The organism is Sulfuritalea sp., from assembly GCF_017302275.1.
Taxonomy (GTDB): Bacteria; Pseudomonadota; Gammaproteobacteria; order Burkholderiales; family Rhodocyclaceae; genus Sulfuritalea.
On record NZ_JAFLDR010000058.1, the window covers coordinates 1 to 19,838 of the forward strand.

Annotated in this window: 14 protein-coding genes; 11 read left to right on the forward strand and 3 right to left on the reverse strand. The window is 62.2% G+C overall.

From position 1 onward, the window contains the following. Window positions 1-122 precede the first annotated feature (122 nt). Entirely contained in the window at window positions 123-488 is a 366-nt protein-coding gene (locus J0M27_RS19820; protein WP_294995963.1) for a hypothetical protein, read from the forward strand. Window positions 489-563: 75 nt separating this feature from the next. Beyond that, the gene (locus J0M27_RS19825; RefSeq protein WP_294995966.1) at window positions 564-1,532 is read left to right on the forward strand and encodes a hypothetical protein; all 969 of its coding nucleotides are present in this window, start codon (window positions 564-566) and stop codon (window positions 1,530-1,532) included. A 493-nt stretch (window positions 1,533-2,025) separates the two neighbouring features. On the opposite strand, the gene J0M27_RS19830 is transcribed toward J0M27_RS19825, so the two are convergent. Both J0M27_RS19830 and J0M27_RS19835 read right to left on the reverse strand, forming a co-directional pair. Then, window positions 2,026-6,123, reverse strand: a complete 4,098-nt coding sequence (locus J0M27_RS19830; RefSeq protein ID WP_294995969.1) for a hypothetical protein — start codon at window positions 6,121-6,123, stop codon at window positions 2,026-2,028. After that, window positions 6,120-7,373, reverse strand: a complete 1,254-nt coding sequence (locus J0M27_RS19835) for an ATP-binding protein (RefSeq protein ID WP_138677818.1) — start codon at window positions 7,371-7,373, stop codon at window positions 6,120-6,122. The genes J0M27_RS19830 and J0M27_RS19835 overlap by 4 nt, the downstream gene beginning before the upstream one ends. A gap of 314 nt (window positions 7,374-7,687) precedes the next feature. Here J0M27_RS19835 and J0M27_RS19840 point away from each other — a divergent pair, with 314 nt between their 5' ends. From J0M27_RS19840 to J0M27_RS19880, 9 genes are all read left to right on the forward strand, one after another. Then, the gene (locus tag J0M27_RS19840; protein ID WP_294995974.1) at window positions 7,688-8,470 is read left to right on the forward strand and encodes a Fic family protein; all 783 of its coding nucleotides are present in this window, start codon (window positions 7,688-7,690) and stop codon (window positions 8,468-8,470) included. Continuing rightward, window positions 8,467-10,632, forward strand: a complete 2,166-nt coding sequence (locus J0M27_RS19845; protein ID WP_288127320.1) for a class I SAM-dependent DNA methyltransferase — start codon at window positions 8,467-8,469, stop codon at window positions 10,630-10,632. The genes J0M27_RS19840 and J0M27_RS19845 overlap by 4 nt, the downstream gene beginning before the upstream one ends. Then, a complete protein-coding gene (locus J0M27_RS19850) occupies window positions 10,629-12,530 on the forward strand; it encodes an ATP-binding protein (RefSeq protein WP_294995979.1) in 1,902 nt (633 codons plus the stop codon). Before J0M27_RS19845 ends, J0M27_RS19850 begins: the two co-directional genes overlap by 4 nt. A 103-nt stretch (window positions 12,531-12,633) precedes the next feature. Beyond that, on the forward strand, window positions 12,634-13,899 hold the full coding sequence (locus J0M27_RS19855; RefSeq protein WP_294995982.1) for a restriction endonuclease subunit S: 1,266 nt from the start codon (window positions 12,634-12,636) through the stop codon (window positions 13,897-13,899). Continuing rightward, window positions 13,896-14,471 (forward strand): AAA family ATPase, encoded by a 576-nt coding sequence (locus J0M27_RS19860; protein ID WP_294995985.1) that lies wholly within the window; start codon window positions 13,896-13,898, stop codon window positions 14,469-14,471. The genes J0M27_RS19855 and J0M27_RS19860 overlap by 4 nt, the downstream gene beginning before the upstream one ends. Next, the gene (locus tag J0M27_RS19865; protein ID WP_288127327.1) at window positions 14,468-14,653 is read left to right on the forward strand and encodes a hypothetical protein; all 186 of its coding nucleotides are present in this window, start codon (window positions 14,468-14,470) and stop codon (window positions 14,651-14,653) included. Before J0M27_RS19860 ends, J0M27_RS19865 begins: the two co-directional genes overlap by 4 nt. Before the next feature lie 51 nt (window positions 14,654-14,704). Further along, on the forward strand, window positions 14,705-17,731 hold the full coding sequence (locus J0M27_RS19870) for a type I restriction endonuclease (protein WP_294995990.1): 3,027 nt from the start codon (window positions 14,705-14,707) through the stop codon (window positions 17,729-17,731). A gap of 422 nt (window positions 17,732-18,153) precedes the next feature. Then, window positions 18,154-18,654: a hypothetical protein gene (locus J0M27_RS19875; protein ID WP_294995993.1), complete on the forward strand. Its 501-nt coding sequence runs from the start codon at window positions 18,154-18,156 to the stop codon at window positions 18,652-18,654. Then, window positions 18,647-19,207, forward strand: coding sequence for a DUF977 family protein (locus tag J0M27_RS19880; protein WP_294995995.1), 561 nt, complete (start codon window positions 18,647-18,649; stop codon window positions 19,205-19,207). Before J0M27_RS19875 ends, J0M27_RS19880 begins: the two co-directional genes overlap by 8 nt. Window positions 19,208-19,344: 137 nt before the next feature. Here J0M27_RS19880 and J0M27_RS19885 read toward each other — a convergent pair. Further along, window positions 19,345-19,838: hypothetical protein (locus J0M27_RS19885; protein ID WP_294995997.1), on the reverse strand; the 494-nt coding region annotated here is incomplete at its 5' end.

Genomic DNA, 19,838 nt, shown 5'->3' on the forward strand with positions numbered 1-19,838 from the left:
GTACTTTGCCGATGACCCGGCTGTCCGTCCCCTGAAACCCTGAAACTTCGTCCGCTACCCGGTCTTCAACCCGGCGGGGGTGCAGTCGCTGAACGGCATCGCCTGGTGGGCCGTGGTTCGTGATGATTACCGGCGTCGAACTCGACCTCAGACAGGCCTGGGCGCATCGCCGCGAGAGCAGCCTCACCGCCGGACTGGCGCTCGGCATGCCGCTCGCCTTCGGCTGCCTGGCCGCCGGCCTGATGCTGCTGCACGATGGCTGGATCGGGCCGCGGGCGATGGCCTGGCAGTTTGTCCTCGGCATCGGCATGGCCTGCGCGGTGACGGCGCTGCCGATCCTGATCCTGCTGATGGAAAAACTCGCCATCCTGCGCCAGCCGATCGGCCAGCGCATCCTGCGCTACGCCAGCCTGGACGATATCGCCATCTGGGTTAGGCTTTCGGACTCGTCCATCGGGATTCTCCATAGTCGTGTGCTTGGCGGCTGACGGCTTGAAGTTTCCTGATGGACTCCCTGAAATGTCAAACATGGTGAGGCGATTCACGTGTGGGCCGGGACGTCGATGACGCCGGACCAGTCGGTGCAGTACCTGCAAGCGTTGGAGGTGCCGAGAATGATCACGTTGACTGGCTTTCAGCAGAGCGTCGAGCGCTTCATACACAGCGTGCTGGCCCGCTTGGATGCCAAGGGGCTCGCTGGGTCGAATTTGGCGCACCTGTGGGCCCTCGTGCAGGAAGATTTAGCGGACCCCGAGGCGGTCCGCCGGCGGAAGCTGGAGGCCGAACTGGGATTCGATCCCGAGGAGTGCCCGGAGCAGGCGCTGAACGCGGCACTGCAGTGGGAGAGCCAGGTCGGAGACGCGGCACTGTCAGAGCTGGTACCGGCGATTGCAGCGTCGGGAGCCACCCCGGATTTGGCGCTCATTGGGCAGCTGGCTAGCGTCGGCGGAATTGTGGGCATCCCCGAACTCTCGCCTGACAGCATCGATCACCTGGACCACTGGGCACCCTGGGAGCGCGCGATTCATGACGCTCGTGCTCTTCGTAACAAGATTGGCAATGTCAGCGGCCCAGTTCCCGACCGCAGTCTGCATGACCTGCTGGGCATGAGCAGTGAAGCTGCTGCCAATTGGTCGGCGCCGGTTGGACGGTCGCCAGTCGCGGTGGCGATACCGATGAACGATCACCGATTGAAGTTCGTTCCGCGCAGGCACAGTCCTGCCGGGAAACGCTTCGAGCTGGCACGTTTCTTGGGGGAGTATCTCCGTCCCTCGACTCACGAATTGCGTTGGCTTGTATCAACTGACCTATCGACTTTCCGTCAGAAGTACCAGCGCGCTTTCGCCGCAGAGTTTCTTTGCCCCATCGATTTATTGACGTCTTTTCTGGACTGCGATTTCTCTTCATACGCCATCGAAGAAGCCGCTGCCGAGTTCGACGTCAGCGAGCAGACGATAACAAGCCTGTTGCTCAACAATGGCTACATTCACCATCATGGGACTGGTAGCATGCCGTATCGAATGGCAGCCTGATCTGCTTTTCGTGATCTCAACTTCCGCTTAGGGTCGAGAGTTCGAGTTTCCCAAGGTAAGCAGCTTGAAAGATCGGACTTGCTCGTTGAGCGCTACAGAGGGTTACAGTATTTTGCCGATGACCCGATTACCCGGCTCCTGAAACTTCGTCAACTGCCCGGTCTTCAACCCGGCGGGGGTGCCGTCGCTGAACGGCATCGCCTGGTGGGCCGTGGTTCGTGATGATCGCTGGCGTCGAACTCGACCTGAGGCCAGGCCTGGGCGCATCGTCGCGAGAGCAGCCTCACCGCCGGACTGGCGCTCGGATTGCGGGCAAGCTCGAAGACGCGCTTCACTTCGGTCAAAAACCCCGAGCGATAACTGACAGACAGCCCGTCGGCCAAAGCAACCGGCGATGTCACGAAAACAAACCGACTGCAATGACCAATTGACTACACATACAGAGTCGTAGACATTGTGGAGTCTCCTCTTTACCCCGGCGGAAACATTCCACCTAGTATTTCCGCAGCGCACAATCGATCACACAGACTCGGATGCGGCGGCTCTCCTCGACGGAGAGCGTCTGCCGTAAGCGCTCTTCGAGTTCGGCCGCGCTACGCGGCTTCTTTCCTTCCTGGGGCAACGGCATGTCATTGCCGCCAAACCAGAACACCAGATAGATACCGAAGCCGGCAGCACCGGGGTCGCGGGTGTAGCGTTCGATCAGTTGTTCGTGGATCGCACGCCATAAATCGGAGTGGTTGTCCTTCTTGATCTCAATGGGCACGTTGAAGCCCTGCGCGCCGCCGAAGGAGACGCGAATATCGGCGCGCTTGTCCTCGGCGTAATAACCTTCCTTTATGGCGTCGACGCCGAGCCGGCCGAGGCGTTCGGCCAAGTCAGACAGCAGGGCATCGCGACAATCGTTCTCCGGTTTCGATCGTGACAGCTTCTTGTTCGACTCGTCGAGGCTCCAGTACTGTCGGTAATCATTGGTATTGCCGTCGCGAATCTTGCCAGCCAGATCGCGCAGATGCGCATCCGCCAGTGCCACTAGATCGGCGGCATTGGCCGGCCCGCGGTTGGCCAGGGTGCGACAGACCTCAGCGACCTCCAGCCGCTGGAAGCACGCCTTGCGGCGAGCGATACGCTGGACCTGCGCGGCATGACATAAGCGCTTGTGCCACGGTTCCAGCTTTGACATGGTCAGCAGACGCTCCAGCTCCAGCCTGGCGGCTTCGCTCGGGTTGCCGCCGAGCGCGTCGATGAAGGCACGCACCTCGTCAGCGGTCTGCATGGTCGGGCTGACCCAGTGCGTGCCCAGCGGGCGTTCGGGAGGACTGCCCGGTGCCAGCAGTTCGATCAGCAGGGCCAGCGTCGACTCGGGCAGATTGTCGCTCGCGCAAGGGAGCCTTTCGCGATCACGCAGAAATGCTCCGAGATGCACAGCCAAGGTCCTGCTCTTGCCGATGTGGGCGGCAAGCAATGCCCCATACCCATGCGGCGCGATCATCAGGCCGCAGGCGAGCCAATACACGCGCTGCGCAGCGCTCATGCTGCACTGCGCCAGCCGTGCCGAGACAATGCCGGCGAGTGTCGTTCGGTCGAGATGGCGCAGCGCGCCCTTGAGCAGCGGGTCGAGCACGTTCGCCAACAGTTGGTTCTTGGCCCGCAGAGGAAAGCCCTTGAGCAGATCGGGCAGCGCCGTACGGGCGACTGCGGCGAAGTCGTCGTCGTAAGCGAGTTGCCAAATGCCGTACAAGTGCTCACGCCCCTTGCGCAGCAGCGGCAGGGCGCAGGCAACGAGTGCCTCGGCAACCAGCACAGGCCGGGCCTTGACCAAGGCAGTAAACCAGTCCGAATCCTTCTCGGCGACCCAGGTGAGGCGAAAGGCCAGTAGCTTGCGCAGCACTTCTTCGCCGAGTTGCATGGCCGCGTCTGGATCGCTACCGTAGAGTTCTTCCATGCCGGCCAGGCAAGGCTGGCGGATGAGGTGCATGCGACCTTTTGTTTCGAGATCGATGATCTCGGTGACGCTGGGTAGGTCGTCGCGGTCGAGGGAGCGACGGAAGCCGGCGTAGGCGGCTGCGATGAGTTCTTCGTCGCCGCCGAGAAAATCGGCAAGACGCTCGTGCGGCGTCTCCCCCTCGATGTCGAGAAATCGCCGGAGATGGACCTGCGCCAGCTCGTGCAGGATGCCTGGATGGGCGCTGCCGGCGCGGATCGCGTCGAGATGCTCATGGAAATGCCGGCGCCAGCCCTCTTGCCGTTGCTCGCGATCCTTGTCCCGCTCGCGCTTTCTGGCCGCGTCTTTCCTGCGCCAATCGTCGATGTCGCAAGAAACGAAACCTCGTAGATAGGCTTCAAACTCCGGATGCGCGGCAATCCAGGGGGAAAGGTAGTCCAGAGCATCAAGCGTCAGAAATCCCTGTCCACCTTGGCCGATCAGCCGCCATGCGGCCTGCGCAAAATAAAAGTGCTGAAATTCGCCGTGCGTTGCGGCTGCCGCCCGGTCCAGGTACCAGGGAACGATGTCGGCTGGTGGCTCCGCGCCGTACAGGCGGGACGCACAATTTGACAGGCAGAACCAGACGTTTTCCTTGCCGATGCAGCGTGCAGCGCCGACAAGCAACGTCACCTTGTAGCGTTCCGGCCGCGCCGCAAGCCAGGCGGCGACACGCTTTTGGTGCTGGTCATCAATGCGCGGCGAGTCGTGTTCGTCCAATCCCGCACCAAGCCAATCGTACAGGCGCGTATCGTCAATGGTGTCACCGTGCGCTTCCAGTGCGCGCGCCAGCAGGCCGCCAGCCATACGTTCCACCTGCAGATCGTCGAGCGATTTGCGCAAGGCCGGACTTCGTTGTGCCAACTGGTCGAGAAGTTCTGGCAACGTTTCCGCCTGCGCAGTTTTCGGCAGATGATGTCCCCAGAACATGCGATAGACGCCGATGAGGCGATCCCGCTTTTCCTGGTGCAGGAAGTCGAACAATTCCGCCGGCCGGATGAACTCGGGGAACAACTCCGTCAGCAAGCAACCGAGCAACTCGTCGTCGTTGTCCTCGACTATTCCGGCTTGCACGCTTCTGGCAATGGCGACCAGGCGAGCGGCATGGCGCGGCAGGTCGCGCAGCAGAATCTTCAGGGCCGAGTGGCGGATGTGCGAAGGGTAGCTCGCATCCCGCGCCACGGCCTCGAGCAGCGCATCGAAGCGCAGCAATTCCTCCGGCGCTGCGATTTCGGCCAACCGCGGGCCGTAGTGCAGCGCATCCAGCGCGCAGTCGAGCAGGGCGATGTCGGCCTCGGAGCGTGCGGGGTCAGCGAGCAATTCCAGGAATGTCGGCACCATGTCGGGCGTGGCCAGAGCGCCGAAAGGTACGGCGGTCCAGTCCTGAAAGCGGAAATGGGGATAGCGCTTGGCTTCGGCTTCGAGCGCGGCGAGCACGCGGCGCTTGTCATCGATCGGGAAGTCGCGCACATCGCCATAGAGCACGACGCCAAGTGGATCGCGTTCGACGAGTTCGGCGCGCGCGCCGCGGCAATGTACCGAGAGCCAAGCGGCTACGCCGCGCAGGTCGGACACGATGCCGCCGTCCTCGCCGGCCATGAGTGCAACGACGCGACCGAGCGGCAAGCCTTGTCTGTCGATCAGGGCCGCCAGATGCCGTGCGCCGAGGTATTCGGCGATGCTGCGATGGACAGGGATGCGTTGCTGTTCGCGGTCGTCGCGCTGAAACAGGCCGCTGGCCAGCGCATCGAGCAATGGTGTGTCACAGGAGGCGGCAAGCTCGCGCCAGAGACTGTGCTGATCGTCCACCGCGTCGTCGTCGAGGGCAAAGCCGGCGATACCCGCGAGCAGCTGCACGGCGCAGAGGAAACCTGCCGCGTCGAGCAGGGCATCGTCCGTCCGTGCGCTGGCGCGCGTCGCCGCACGGCGCTCCGCGTTGGGTTCGCGCACCAGTTGCCGGCAGGCGAGTTCGTAGGTCTTGCGGCGACCGTCGGGCCAGCTTTCGCCAACAGCGCGAGCCAGCAGGGTCAGCGTCTGCGGGTTGCGTAGCAGCCCGGCCAGTCCGTGGCGTTCCGCTTGGTGGACGAAATCCGCCGGATCGGTGCGGCCGAACTTGCATGCGAGCAACCAGGCGATATCGGCGTCGCTCAGCGGGTCGAGGTGCAGGACGGCGAGCAAGCCACCAGGCGCAACCTCTAGCAGGGCGGCACGGTCGCTGTCGCCGTACCAGTCGGCCTCGCGGCATGAGAGCCGGAAGGCCCGACGACCGAGACGGTCGAGATGCTGCCGAACCTGGTACAGCGGTGTGCGGCCGTCGCCGCCGGCCGCACGCATTTCGTCGAGGCCATCGATGAACAATGTTTTGCCGGCAAGCTGTGGGCCAGGTTCGAGGGTGGCGAAGGTGCGCGCCGGGAGGTAATGGCCGCCGGTGGCCGCTGCCTCGCGCTTCAACGATTTGGTCTTGCCGGCACCGGGGTCACCGAGCAGCACATAGGCCGGTACGGCACGAAAATCCTCCAGCGGCTGGCTCTTGCGTTCGCCGCTTTGCTCGTTGCGCGTCGTGCAGGTGCGCGGCACCAGCAGGTCGGGATCGACGACTTGGCTCAAAACCAGTGCTCCGCCGGATAGGAAAGGAACTCGGCCAGAGGGATGCCACCGTCGCCGATCAACAGGTGGCGGCAGGCGCCGAATTCGCGTTCGAAGGTGGCAAGGCCACGCAGTTGCGCCGGCACGGCACCGCTTTTTACTTCAATGGCGACGAGCCGTTGTCCGCGTTCGAGGACGAAATCCACCTCGTCGGTTCCATCTCGCCAGTAATGGAGGCGGCAGTCCGGCGCAGCCGTGTTGTGCAGGTGTGCGCCGACAACGCTCTCCACTACGCGGCCGCGATAGCTGCGGTCGGCTTGGGCCTCGGCTTTTGTGTAACCGGACCCGGCCGACATCAAGGCCATATTCAGTACCATGAGCTTGGGTGATGATGAACGGCGGCGATGGTGTTGTCCGGCGTATTTCTGCAGACCACGGATCAACCCGGCGTTACCGAGCAGTTCAAGGTAGTGGGCCAGTGTCACGGTATTTCCCGCATCCTGCAACTGGCCCATCATCTTTGTGTAGGAAAGTTCTTGCCCCGAGTAGCGGCAGCCGAGATGAAACAGCCGGCGCAGCAGCGCGGGCTTGTCGACCCGTGTCATCATCAGAATGTCCTTCTCGATGCTTGGCTCGATCAGGCCGGTAGTGACGTAGTTGCGCCAGCGCGGCTCACTGCGGATCAGCGGAGCACTGCCGGGGTAGCCACCGAAATAGAGGTAGTCCTCCAGGTCGAAATCGAAGGCATCGGCCATTTCACGGAAAGACCAATGGGTGAGGTGGATGGGCTCGAAGCGGCCAACAAGGCTTTCACTCATGCCTTGCAGCATCAGCAACGGCGACGAGCCAAGAAGGACGACGTGCAGCGCCAGCCCTTCCGCGCGATCAGCATCCCACAAGCCCTTCACGGTGTCGGACCAGCGCGAAATCTTCTGAATTTCGTCGAGGACAAGGACGTGGCCATCCGCGCTTCTCTGCGCTGCTTTTCTGGCTCGCTGCCAGATGTCGACCAGCCAGGCGCAGTCGCGGGGCGCAGTCGCTTGGCGCCGGGTAGGGGTAGAACTCGGATCTGCGCGCGGCAAAGAAGAGTCTTCCGGATCATCCACGGCGACGAAGGAGTAGCGTTCTGGCGGATAGGTAGCAAGCACACTGCGCACCAATGTCGTCTTGCCAACTTGGCGTGGGCCAGCGACAACAATCAGGAATCGTGGCGGCTCGCGCAGACGCTCTTTCAGTGTTGCGGTTTCAGGGCGTTGATAGGCTGGAATCACTGAATTTACAATGGTGAGTAAAATTACTCAGTATTGTAAACGAGCGATGGTTCAATATCAATCAATGAGTTGCGGGCTTTCCTGATCAATATTCGAATGATTCCAAAGTAGCCGTCAGGGTGGGAGATAGAGAATACGGTTGTTCGGTTTCCGACCCTCGGCAACGGCTGGTATCAAACTTCTAGCTGGCATGGCTCGTTCGGAACGGCTACGACAGCTTTGACCGACGACCTGCCCTATGGCGAAACGTTACGCCCTGCCCGTTTCCTGGGGATCTGCAGAAATGGGTGTAATTGGATGTAGTATGGTCGGCCATGATCGCCTCGCATGCCGGCCAGATAACCCCGGAAATCCTGAGTCTCATCGCAGGAATCGATGAGTTCAAGGGGGCTTGGCGCGCGCTTGGCACGCTGGCGCCGGATCGGCTGGCTGCGCTGCGGCGGGTCGCCACCATCGAGAGCATCGGTTCATCGACCCGCATCGAGGGCAGCAGGCTGTCCGATGACGGGAAACCACTGGGCGTCGTTTTCGCAACGGCGACGCCATTCGACACGCCATCCCTGATGGCTGAACTGATCAGCTGCTTCAACGCAGAGCGTCAGGCGGGACAGTTTCACCCCTTGCTGCTGATCGGTATCTGGATCGTGGTCTTCCTCAAGATCCATCCCTTCCAGGACGGCAACGGCCGGCTCAGCCGTGTTCTCACAACCCTGTTGCTCTCTGGCAGGCCGGCTATGCCTACGTGCCTTACAGTTCGTTGGAAAGCGTGGTCGAGCAAAGATTGCGGGCAAGGTCGCAGATCGGCTTCACTTCGGTCAGAATTTCCTGGCACTGGGAACGTCAGATCTTTGGCCAAGGCTGACTCATGGTCGCCAAAAGCGGACTGTCCGTTATGCGCGCCGGGTAGGACATTCAGAAAGAATAAGCGCTACGTCTCTCGCACCCAAAAGCAGCCCTTGAAATGCTACCCTTGGCTTGATCTTGTCAGGCAGTGCTCATGCATACCGGAAAGTCAAATGGTCGTGATCATCACGGGCACAAGAAATCGGGCAATTGCGATGCCAATTGACTCCTCACATCTCAGAATCAAGACATGAGCGCCACCGCTAACTTTCAACAACTTGCCAACTTCATCTGGTCTGTCGCCGACCTACTGCGCGGCCCCTACCGCCCACCGCAATACGAGCGCGTGATGCTGCCGCTTACGGTGCTGCGCCGCTTCGACGCTGTGCTGGCGCCCAGCAAGGAGGCCGTGCTCAAGCGCCATGCCGAATTGAGCAGCAAGGGCATCCCCAATATCGACGCCATCCTCAACAATCTGGCGAAGGATGAAGACGGCACCGCGCTGGGCTTTCACAACCACAGCCAACTCGACTTCCCCAAGCTCAAAGGCGATCCGGACAACATCGGCCGCCATCTGGCCGACTATATCGCGGGTTTTTCCGAGAACATCCGCAAGATCTTCGAGCGCTTCGAGTTCGAAAAGGAGATCGAGAAACTCGAAGAGTCCAATCGTCTGTATCAAGTGGTCGCCCAGTTCGCCGAGATCGACCTGCACCCGCGCAAGGTCGACAACATCACCATGGGCCTGGTGTTCGAAGACCTGATCCGGCGCTTCAATGAAGCCGCCAACGAAACGGCCGGCGATCATTTCACCCCGCGCGAAGTGATCCAGCTCATGGTCAACCTGCTGCTGGAACCCGACACCAGTGTGCTCACTCAGGCCGGCGTCATCGTCACCATCTGCGATCCGGCTTGCGGCACGGGTGGCATGCTGGCGGAGGCGCAGAACTGGATCCGCGCCCACAACGAACAAGCCACAGTCAAGGTCTTCGGGCAGGACTACAACCCACGCTCCTATGCCGTGGCCGCCTCCGACCTCTTGATCAAGGGCCACAAGGACGGCCAGGTGATGCTGGGCAACACCCTCACCGACGACCCGTTTCCGGAGCACCGCTTCGACTACCTGCTGGCCAACCCGCCCTTCGGCGTGGACTGGAAGGCGGAAAGGAAGGTCATCGACCGCTGGCCCAACTTCCGCGGCTACAGCGGCAAGCTGCCGCGCATCAACGACGGTGCCCTGCTGTTCCTGCTCTACATGATGAGCAAGTTTCAGGACTACAAATCCGGCGACCGCGACAAGCCGGGCTCGCGTGCTGCCATCGTCTTCAACGGCTCGCCCCTGTTCACCGGCAGCGCTGGCAGCGGCGAAAGCGAGATCCGCCGCTGGATCATCGAGCGCGACCAGCTCGAAGCCATCGTCGCCCTGCCCGAACAGATGTTCTACAACACCGGCATCGGCACCTTCATCTGGGTGGTCACCAACCGCAAGGCCGACCACCGCAAGGGCAAGATCCAGCTCATCGACGCCCGTGAGCGCTACACAACAATGAAGCGCAGCCTGGGCGACAAGCGACGCTACCTCGACCAAGCGGCGCTCGACGCCGTTACCCGCGAACACGGCGCTTGTGCAGACAGCAAGACCAGCCGCGTATTCGACAACACCGACTTCGGCTATCGCCGCATCAGCGTGCTGCGCCCGCTACGCCTGCGCTTCCAGATCACTGACGAGGCCCGCGAGCGCTTCCTCAACACCTGCCCCGATCTGTTCGATGCCCTGCAGGCCGTGCAGGACGAGCTCGGCAACGAACCGCTGCTGGACTGGAACCAGGCCTGGGACGCTATTCAGCAGGTGTTCAGGACCTTGCCCGACGACATCGAGGGTTGGGCAAAGGGTGCCAAGGGCACGGTGCAGAAGAAGATCTTCCGCGACTGCTTCACCACGGTGGACCCCGAGGCTGCGCCCGTCATCGCCAAGCATCACAAGGTCGCGCCACTGGACCGTGCCGCTCTGTTCCCCGGCCAGACCGTGCCCGTCGACATCAACAAGGATGAGCTTTACGCCCTGTTGGGCCTCCATAAGATTCCCTCTTCTCCCCGCGGGGGAGGGGCTCGGGGCGAGGGCGTCTGCATCGAGTACGAACCCGACCCAGCACTCAAGGATGCCGAGAACATCCCACTGAAGGAGGACATCGCCAGCTACGTGCTGCGCGAGGTGCGCCCCTACGTGGCCGACGCCTGGATCGACCGCGAAACCTTGGACGAGCAGGACGGCGGCCTCGGCAAGGTGGGCTACGAGATCAATTTCAACCGCGTGTTCTTCCAGTACCAGCCGCCGCGCCCGTTGCACGAGATCGATGCCGAACTGGCCGCCGTGGAAAAGCGCATCCTCTGCCTGCTCAGCGAGGTAACGCAGTGACCGCGCAGGAACTGCTCGAACATCTCAACCTGCTGGACGAAAACGAGCGCATCGAGGCCAAGCGCGCCGACGAGATCGGCAAATCGCTGCTCGAAACCGTCTGCGCTTTTGCCAACGAGCCGGGCCTCGGAGGCGGCTGGCTGCTGCTCGGCGTGACGCGCGAAGAGCTGGCCCTGTTCCCCGCCTATGAGATCCAGGGACTCAACCACCCAGACAAGGTCAGCGCTGATCTGGCCAGCCAGGCTGCGAGCATGTTCAACCGGCCGCTGCGGCTCGACATCCAGGCCGAGGTGCTCGACGGCAAGACGGTGATCGCCGTATTCGTGCCCGAGGCTGCGCCACAGGACAAGCCGCTCTATCTCAAGGCGCAGGGCTTGCCGCGCGGCGCCTTTCGGCGCATCGGCAGCACCGATCAGCGCTGTAGCGAAGACGACCTGATTGCGCTCTACCAGGTTCGACAGCACGAGAGCTTCGATGCCGGTCTGGTGCCGGACGGCACGTTCGACGACTTCTCCCCCGACGCCCTCGCCGACTACCGCCAGTCGCGCCGCGACACCAACCCCGATGCCGAGGAACTGCGCTGGAGTGATGAAGATTTGCTGCAGGCGCTAGGCTGCGTGCGGCTCAACGCGGACGGGAAATGGCAGCCCACCGTTGCCGGGCTGGTCCTGTTCGGCAAGCCGGTCGCCTTGCGCCGCATCTTCCCGATGACGCGGGTCGACTACATCCGCGTTCCCGGCCGCGAGTGGGTGCCCGACCCCGAGCGGCGCTTCGACAGCCTGGAACTGCGCGACCCCTTGTTCCGGCTCATCCGCCGCGTGCAGGCGGCCATCCTCGACGACCTGCCCAAGGCGTTCGGCCTCGCCGAAGGCGACCTGCAGCGCAAGGACAGCCCCATCGTGCCGCAACGCGTGATCCGCGAAGCCGTCGTCAATGCGCTGATGCACCGCAGCTACCGCAGCCATGCGTCGGTGCAGATCATCCGCTACAGCAATCGCCTGGAAATCCGCAACCCCGGCTTTTCGCTCAAATCACCCGATCACCTGAGCGAACCTGGTTCGCTGCCGCGCAACCCCAAGCTCGCCGCCGCGCTCTACGATACCCGCTTTGCCGAAACCAAGGGCAGCGGCGTGCGCGTCATGCGCGAGATGTGCGAGAAGGCCGGGCTGGCGCCACCGCTGTTCGAATCCGACCGCGGGCAGGATCAGTTCGTCGTTCGCCTATTTTTCCACCACTTTCTGGGCCCGGAGGATCTGGCGTGGCTGGCGCGCTTCAAGAATCTTCACCTGTCCGAGGCCGAGGCCCGCGCGCTCGTCGTCGCCCGCGAAGTCGGCGCCATCGACAACGCCACCTGGCGTGACATCAACAAGGTGGACACCCTGACCGCCAGCCAGTCGCTGAAAAAATTGCGCGACGCGGGTCTGCTCCAGCAAAAGGGTCGTGGCTCGGCCACCTGGTACCAGCCCACCGGCAAGATGCTGGGTGACGATGACAGCTTGTCCAGTAACCCCGACGGCTTATCTAGTAACCCCCTGAGCTTATCTAGGGACTTGGGCGCCTTGTCTAGGGACCCCAACTCCCTAGATAAGGCCGAAGCCGAACGGAAAACCAAACTCCGCCAGACGCTGCTTGCCGGTCTTCCCGGTGAGTTGGCGGCCCGCGTTGGCGCTCTGGGGCGTCGCAGCCCGCCTGATGCCGTCCGCGATGTCGTCCTCGACCTGTTGCACCAGCGCCCTTGGCGGCTGGAAGAGTTGGGGCAGCTACTGCAACGCAACCCGGAGTACGTCCGGCAAAAATATGTGCAGCCCTTGCTGGAAGCGGCGCGCATCCGCATGACCCGGCCCGAGGTGCCCAACGACCCGGAACAGGCGTATCGCGCTGTGGAGGAGCGGCCATGATGAGATCGGACACGGCGGCAGTGCCGCCGGTTAATCGGCGCGAGATTGACGCGCGAGCCCGCGCGGAGCAGCGGATTCGGGAGTTGCTGCGGGAGGTCACTGAATGACACCCACGACAGCATCAAGCCTTGTTACTGCTTGGCAAACAGCGCGCTTGAAGTTTGCGGCGCCACTGCGAAACGAGCGCACAGCAGCAGGTTCCGATACCCCTGACTATCTCGGACTTGAGAACATCGAGTCTTGGACTGGTCGGATTATCGAATCCGTACCACGATCGGCAAATGAGATCGAAGGCGATGCAGGTCTGGCCAATGTTTTCCGGAAAGGCGACGTTCTTTTTGGGAAGCTTCGCCCCTACTTGGCGAAGGCATGCTATGCCCCTCGCGACGGTGTATGTTCCACTGAGTTACTCGTAATGCGGCCGGTGGAAGTTCTTCACCCTCCATTTCTGCTTTACTCGGTACTCGCTCCTGACTTTGTCGGGGCTGTTAATGCATCAACCTTCGGCGCAAAGATGCCGCGGGCAAGCTGGGATTTCATTGGCTCGCTCGCGATTGGATTTCCGAAGATTGAAACACAGGCGATCATCGCCGACTACCTCGACCGAGAAACCGCCCGCATCGACGGGCTGATTGCCGAGAAAGAGCGCATGCTGGCGCTGCTGGAAGAAAAGCGCGCCGCCCTCATCAGCCGCGTCGTCACCCGTGGCCTCGACCCCAAAGCCCCGCTCAAACCCACCGGCCAGGAATGGCTGGGCGAGATTCCGGCGCATTGGCCAACGACCAAGTTCTCATGGGATGTATTCATATCTGAAGGGCAGGTAGACCCTGAAGATGACAGATTTTTAGAAATGATTCTCGTGGCGCCCAATCACATCGAGTCACGCACCGGTGAAGTTACGCATACGGAGACCTCTGCGGATCAAGGTGCCATGAGCGGCAAGTACTTGTGCAAGCAAGGAGATGTTCTCTACTCGAAAATTCGTCCCGCGTTGCGCAAGGTGGTGCTGGCCGAGGACGACTGTTTGTGCAGCGCGGACATGTATGCGCTCCGTCCTTCTGAAAGGTTGATGCCGGAATATCTCCAGTATTTCCTTCTCTCCGAGGATTTCTCGGCGTGGGCCGAACTCGAATCGGCTCGGGTGGCAATGCCAAAAATCAATCGAGAGACTCTCAGCGCGATACGCATACCGGTCCCTCCCCTTGAAGAGCAAGAGCGCATCGTTTTTGAAATTAGGGACGGCGCCAAACGAATCGATCTTCAGCGGAAGGCTGTCCGAGGTAGTGTGGAGTTGCTGAAAGAACGCCGCGCCGCGCTGATCACCGCCGCCGTCACCGACCAGATCCCGCTGGAGGAAATGACCGGATGACCCGCACCTGCTGGATCATCGCTGGCCCCAACGGCGCGGGCAAGACCACCTTTGCGCTGGAGTACCTGCCCACGGTGGTGGGCTGCTCCCACTTCGTCAACGCCGACCTGATCGCCGCCGGGCTTGCGCCGCTCGCCCCGGAGCGGGAGTTGCTGGCCGCCAGCCGCATCTTCCTGCGGGAGCTGGAAACCCGGATCATGGCCGGTGAAAGCTTCGCGTTCGAAACCACCCTGGCTGGACGCACCTATCTGCGCATGGTCGACCGGCTGCGCCGCGACGGCTGGCGGGTGGACCTGATCTATCTGGCGCTGCCCAGCGCCGAGATGTCAAAGCTGCGCGTCGCCGAGCGGGTGGCCCACGGTGGGCACGCCATCCCGGAGGCGGACATCGAGCGGCGCTTCCCGCGCAGCCTGCGCCACCTGCTGGACGACTTCAGTCAGCGCGTCGACCGCTGCATCTGCTTCATGAACGATGGTGAAAATCCGGAGCTGGTCTTCGAACAGTGCGGAGACCAGCGCGACATCCTGCGCGCTGACCACTATCAGTTATTGCTTGAGAAGGCCGAACGATGAACGCCAGGCGAATCACGACCCCATCCCCGGAGGGCCAGAAGCAACTGGACGCCCTCCGGAAGTCCGTTGCGAATGTTCTGGAGAAGAAGCGGCGTCTGGGTCAGTACGCCGTCACCTGGGAGAACGGCAAGCCGGTGGTGCGGGGTGAAGATGCGCCCGTCGTGCCGGCCAGGGCGCGCTGACTGCGGTGGTGCTTTGACCCTTCTCGACCCCCACCGACCACGGAACCCAGCATGAAGCGCACCAGCGAAGCCGCTTTTGAAACCGCCATCGAGTCGGTCCTGCTTGGCGAGGGCTATACGCCGCTCGACGGCACGGGCTTTGACCGCGAGCGGGCGATCTTCCCCGATGAAGCGCTGGACTTCATCTGTGCCACCCAGGCCAAGGTGTGGGAGAAGCTGGCGGCGTTGCACGGCGAGCAGACCGGCACGCGGGTGCTGGAATCGCTGTGCAAGTGGCTGGACACCCACGGCACGCTGGCCACGCTGCGTCACGGTTTCAAATGTTTCGGCAAGACCTTGCGGATCGCCTTCTTCCGCCCGGCGCACGGCCTGAACCCGGAGCTGGAGGCGCGCTATCAGGCCAATCGGCTGGGGCTCACCCGCCAGTTGCACTTCAGCCCGAAGTCGGAAAAGTCGCTGGATGTGGTGTTGTCCGTCAATGGCATCCCGGTGGTGACACTGGAACTCAAGAACCCCTTGAGCGGACAGACGGCGGCGAATGCGATCCACCAGTACCGCCACGACCGTGACCCGCGTGAACCGATCTTCGTGTTCACCAAACGCACGCTGGTACATTTCGCGGTCGATACCGAAGAAGCTCACATGGCCACGCGCCTGGCCGGTTCCTCCACTCACTTCTTGCCCTTCAACCGGGGCGTGGACGGCGGAGCAGGCAACCCGCCCGACTTTGATGCGCGCAACTACAAGACGGCGTACGTGTGGGAAGAGGCCATGCAACGCGACAGCCTGCTCGACCTGCTCGCCCGCTTTCTGCATCTCGATGTGGCAGAGAAGACGACCGACGACGGCAAGAAGATTCGCAAGGAAAGCCTGATCTTCCCGCGCTATCACCAGTTGCAGGCGGTGCGCCAGATGGTGACAGCCGCTGCCAGCGAAGGTGTGGGACATAACTATCTGATCGAGCACTCGGCAGGCAGCGGCAAGAGCAATACGATTGCCTGGCTGGCGCACCGCCTGTCCAGCCTGCACAACGAACGCGATGAGCGGGTTTTCGACAGCGTGGTGGTCATCACCGACCGGGTGGTGTTGGATCGTCAGTTGCAGAACACCATTTACCAGTTCGACCACCGGCAGGGCGTGGTGCAGAAGATCGACGAGGATTCGCGCCAGCTCGCCGAGGCGCTGGAAGCCGGCGTGCCGATCATCATCACCACCTTGCAGAAATTTCCGTTCGTGTCCGGGCAGCTGGCCAGGCTGAGCGAGGAGCGCGGCGAAGGCAGCAAGAGCCATCTGCCCACGCGCAAGTACGCGGTGATCATCGACGAGGCGCACAGCTCGCAATCGGGCGAGACGGCGACGGAACTCAAGGGCGTACTCGGCGGCGCGGAGCTGCGCCGCAAGGCGCAGGAGATGGCAAAAGAGGAAGGCGAAGTTGAGCTGGAGCGCCTGTTCCTCGCCATGGCCAAGCGGGGCCATCAGCCGAACATGAGCTTTTTCGCCTTCACCGCCACGCCCAAACACAAGACGCTGGCGATCTTCGGCCGCAATGGCCAAGCCTTCCACCGTTACACCATGCGCCAGGCGATCGAGGAAGGCTTCATCGAGGACGTGCTGAAGAATTACGTCACCTACAAGACCTACTACAAGCTGATCAAGAAGGCCGAGGACGACCCCAACGTCGAGCGCAAGAAGGCCGCCAAGGCGCTGGCCCGCTTCATGCGCCTACATCCACATAATATTGGGCAGAAGGCCGAAGTGATGGTCGAGCACTTCCAGCACTTCACCCGGCACAAGATCGGCGGGCATGCCAAGGCGATGGTGGTGACCGGTTCGCGGCTGGAGGCGGTTCGTTACAAACAGGAGTTCGACCGTTACATCCAGGAAAAGAGCTACCCGATCAAGAGCCTGGTGGCGTTCTCCGGTACGGTGGAAGACGACAGAATTCCGGAGAAGTCGTACACGGAGGTCGAGATGAATCGCGGCCTCAAGGAGAAGGAACTGCCCGACGCCTTCGCCAAGCCGGACTTCCGCGTGCTGTTGGTGGCCGAGAAGTACCAGACCGGCTTCGATCAGCCGCTGCTGCACACGATGTATGTGGACAAGCGCCTGGCAGGTATTCAGGCCGTGCAGACGCTGTCGCGCTTGAACCGTACCCATCCGCTCAAGGACGACACTTTCGTGCTCGATTTCGTCAATGAGCCCGGCGAGATCCAGGAGGCTTTCCGTCAATACTACGAAGGCTCCGAGATGGGCGAGCAGGTCGATCCCGACAGGCTTTACGAGGTCAAGGCCGAGCTCGATGCCTCGGGGATCTACCTCCAGACGGAAGTGGCCGAACTGGCACAGGTGTTCTTCGCCCCGAAGCGCCGCCAGAGCCCCGGCGACCACAAGACGATGAACGCGATTCTCGATCAGGCGGTCGCGCGCTTCGTGCAGTGGCAGAACACGGAAGAAGAGGAGGCCGAGCTGTGGCGTGGCAAGTTGCAGGCCTTCCGCAATCTTTACGGTTTTCTGAGCCAGGTGATCCCCTACCAGGACAGCGATCTGGAGAAGCTGTTCACGTACCTGCGGCACCTCGCGTTGAAGCTGCCCAAGCGCAAGAGCGGGCCGGGTTACCAGTTCGACGAGGAGGTCGAGCTCGACTACTATCGCTTGCAGAAGATCAGTGAAGGCTCGATCAGCCTCGACGAGGGCTATGCCAAACCGCTGGACGGCCCGCGCGAGGTGGGGTCGGGCATGGTACGTGAAGAGCTCGTTTCGCTGTCTCGCCTGATCGATATGATCAACCAGCGCTTCGGCGGCGAGTTGAACGAGGCGGACCAGTTATTCTTCGATCAGATCGCTGAAGCGGCGAGCCTGAACGAATCACTGCAGAAGGCGGCAGCGGTCAACTCCCTCGACAAGTTCCAGCTGGTGTTCCGGCAGGTGCTCGAGTCCCTGTTCATCGAGCGGATGGAACTGAACGAGGACCTGTTCTCCGATTACATGGGCAAGCCGGAGATGCAAGAACTCGTCTCAAAATGGCTGGGTAGCCAGGTCTATGACCGACTGGCTGAGGCAAGGAAGGCGGGCAGATAATCACCCTCACTTGTTCCCTAGGATTGCTGCGGCAGCTTCATGGCCGACAGACGACTTGGGATTCAAACTCCTTGAGCGACCGCAAAGGCCGATAGGCGCGCAATCCCGGGGTGCCTGGACCATGCCTCTTGGACGACACCTCGTAGGCAGAGAGAGTACAGAGAGTGCTCTCCACGTGTGCCCTTGACCTCGAATTGCCCCTTCACGCGAAGCGCCAGATCAGCGCGCCGTTGATCTGGATTGCCTGGCCCGAGATTTGGGCGGCCTGATCCGAGGCCAGGAAGCCGACGAGATCGGCGACCTACTCGTGATCATCTTCGCCAACCGCGTCGGCTTTGCCCGAGCGACCTGCCCCATGGCGAAACGTTACGCCCTGCACGGTTCCTGGGCTCCTGTTGAAATGGGTGTAATTGAATGTAGTATTGTCGGCCATGATCGTCTCGCATGCCGTCCAGATAACCCCGGAAATCCTGAGTCTCATCGCCGGAATCGATGAGCTCAAGGGGGCTTGGCGCGCGCTTGGCACGCTGGCGCCGGATCGGCTGGCTGCGCTGCGGCGGGTCGCCACCATCGAGAGCATCGGTTTATCCACCCGCATCGAGGGCAGCAGGCTGTCCGATCGCGAGGTCCAGCGCCTGCTATCCAATCTGCAGATCAAGTCTTTCGCCACCCGCGACGAACAAGAGGTAGCCGGCTACGCCGAGGTCATGGAACGGGTATTCTCGTCCTGGCAGGACATCGAGCTGACCGAGAAGCACATCAAGCAGTTGCACCGCGATCTCCTGATCTACAGCGAGGAGGATGCATGGCATCGGGGCAACTACAAGACGACTACCAACAGCGTAGTGGCCTTTGCTGAGGGCGGGAAACCACTGGGCGTCGTCTTCGCAACGGCGACGCCATTCGACACGCCTGATGGCTGAACTGATCGGCTGGTTCAACGCAGAGCGTCAGGCGGGACAGCTTCACCCTTTACTGCTGATCGGTATCCGGATCGTGGTCTTCCTCGAGATCCATCCCTTCCAGGACGGCAACGCCCGGCTCAGCCGTGTTCTCACAACCCTGTTGCTCTTGCAGGCCGGCTATGCCTACGTGCCTTACAGCTCGTTGGAAAGCGTGGTCGAGCAAAGCAAGGAGGCCTACTACCTGGCGTTGCGGCAAACGCAAGGCACGATCCGCACGCGTGCGCCGAATTGGCAACCATGGCTGATGTTCTTCCTGCGTGCGCTCGCCGAGCAGGTCCGCCGTCTCGATCGCAAGATCGAGCGTGAGAAGCTGGTATTGGCCTCGCTACCCGAGTTGTCGCTACGAATCGTCGAGTTCACACGCGAGCATGGACGCATCACGATGGGCGATGCGATTCGACTGACCGGCGGCAATCGCAACACGCTCAAGCAGCATTTCCGGGCGTTGGTCGAGCAAGGTCATCTGGGTCAGCACGGCGCTGGCAGGGGCGTCTGGTACGCCTTGCGATAGGGGAAATTCACGCGCGGCGTTCGCCACCAAGGCGATCTTTCGCAACGCGAGGTCCACGACGAGCAGTGCGAGCGATTCGATTTGGTCGCCGCGCGTTGCTTTGCCGATGACCCGACCACCTGCCTCCTGAACCCTGGTCAACTGCCCGGCGCGTACACCAGCTCGGGAACCACCATCTCCCAGGATTCGCACTGCGCGTTGATCCGCGACTTGTATGCCTCCGCCACGTCCTTCGGCCGGCGCACATGGATGGCGGCGACGCGGGCTTCGATGCAGTGCATGTCGGTTTCCGGTTCGAAGTGTTGCGACAGGGCGCCGATGTCGACCCCTTGCGCATCGCACAATCGCCAGGCGCCGGCCGATGTCTGGCGCAGCGCGATCCGGCTGCCTACCGCGAGCGCGGCCAGTGCCCGGTGAATGGCGTGGCCGGGGGGGTGGCGCGCGGCAAAGTCGAGGTCGATCTGCCGCCAGCCCAGTCGCCGATGGCGACGCGCCAGTTCGGGTGGCGGCGCTGGCAGCGGCGCCGCGAGGCGACGCAGCAAGGCCGGCGAGTCGGACGAAGAGCGGGACGACGAGTCCGCCGGTCCTCCCGCCAACGCGTCGAGCCAGGCCTGGCCGCGAGCGAAGCGCG

Excerpts from the sequence above, each read along its gene's own strand:
- J0M27_RS19820 (WP_294995963.1), top strand. The coding sequence starts at position 123 with ATGATTACCGGCGTCGAACTCGACCTCAGACAGGCCTGGGCGCATCGC.
- J0M27_RS19825 (WP_294995966.1), top strand. The coding sequence starts at position 564 with ATGACGCCGGACCAGTCGGTGCAGTACCTGCAAGCGTTGGAGGTGCCG.
- J0M27_RS19840 (WP_294995974.1), top strand. The coding sequence starts at position 7,688 with ATGATCGCCTCGCATGCCGGCCAGATAACCCCGGAAATCCTGAGTCTC.
- J0M27_RS19845 (WP_288127320.1), top strand. The coding sequence starts at position 8,467 with ATGAGCGCCACCGCTAACTTTCAACAACTTGCCAACTTCATCTGGTCT.
- J0M27_RS19855 (WP_294995982.1), top strand. The coding sequence starts at position 12,634 with ATGACACCCACGACAGCATCAAGCCTTGTTACTGCTTGGCAAACAGCG.
- J0M27_RS19860 (WP_294995985.1), top strand. The coding sequence starts at position 13,896 with ATGACCCGCACCTGCTGGATCATCGCTGGCCCCAACGGCGCGGGCAAG.
- J0M27_RS19865 (WP_288127327.1), top strand. The coding sequence starts at position 14,468 with ATGAACGCCAGGCGAATCACGACCCCATCCCCGGAGGGCCAGAAGCAA.
- J0M27_RS19870 (WP_294995990.1), top strand. The coding sequence starts at position 14,705 with ATGAAGCGCACCAGCGAAGCCGCTTTTGAAACCGCCATCGAGTCGGTC.
- J0M27_RS19880 (WP_294995995.1), top strand. The coding sequence starts at position 18,647 with ATGGCTGAACTGATCGGCTGGTTCAACGCAGAGCGTCAGGCGGGACAG.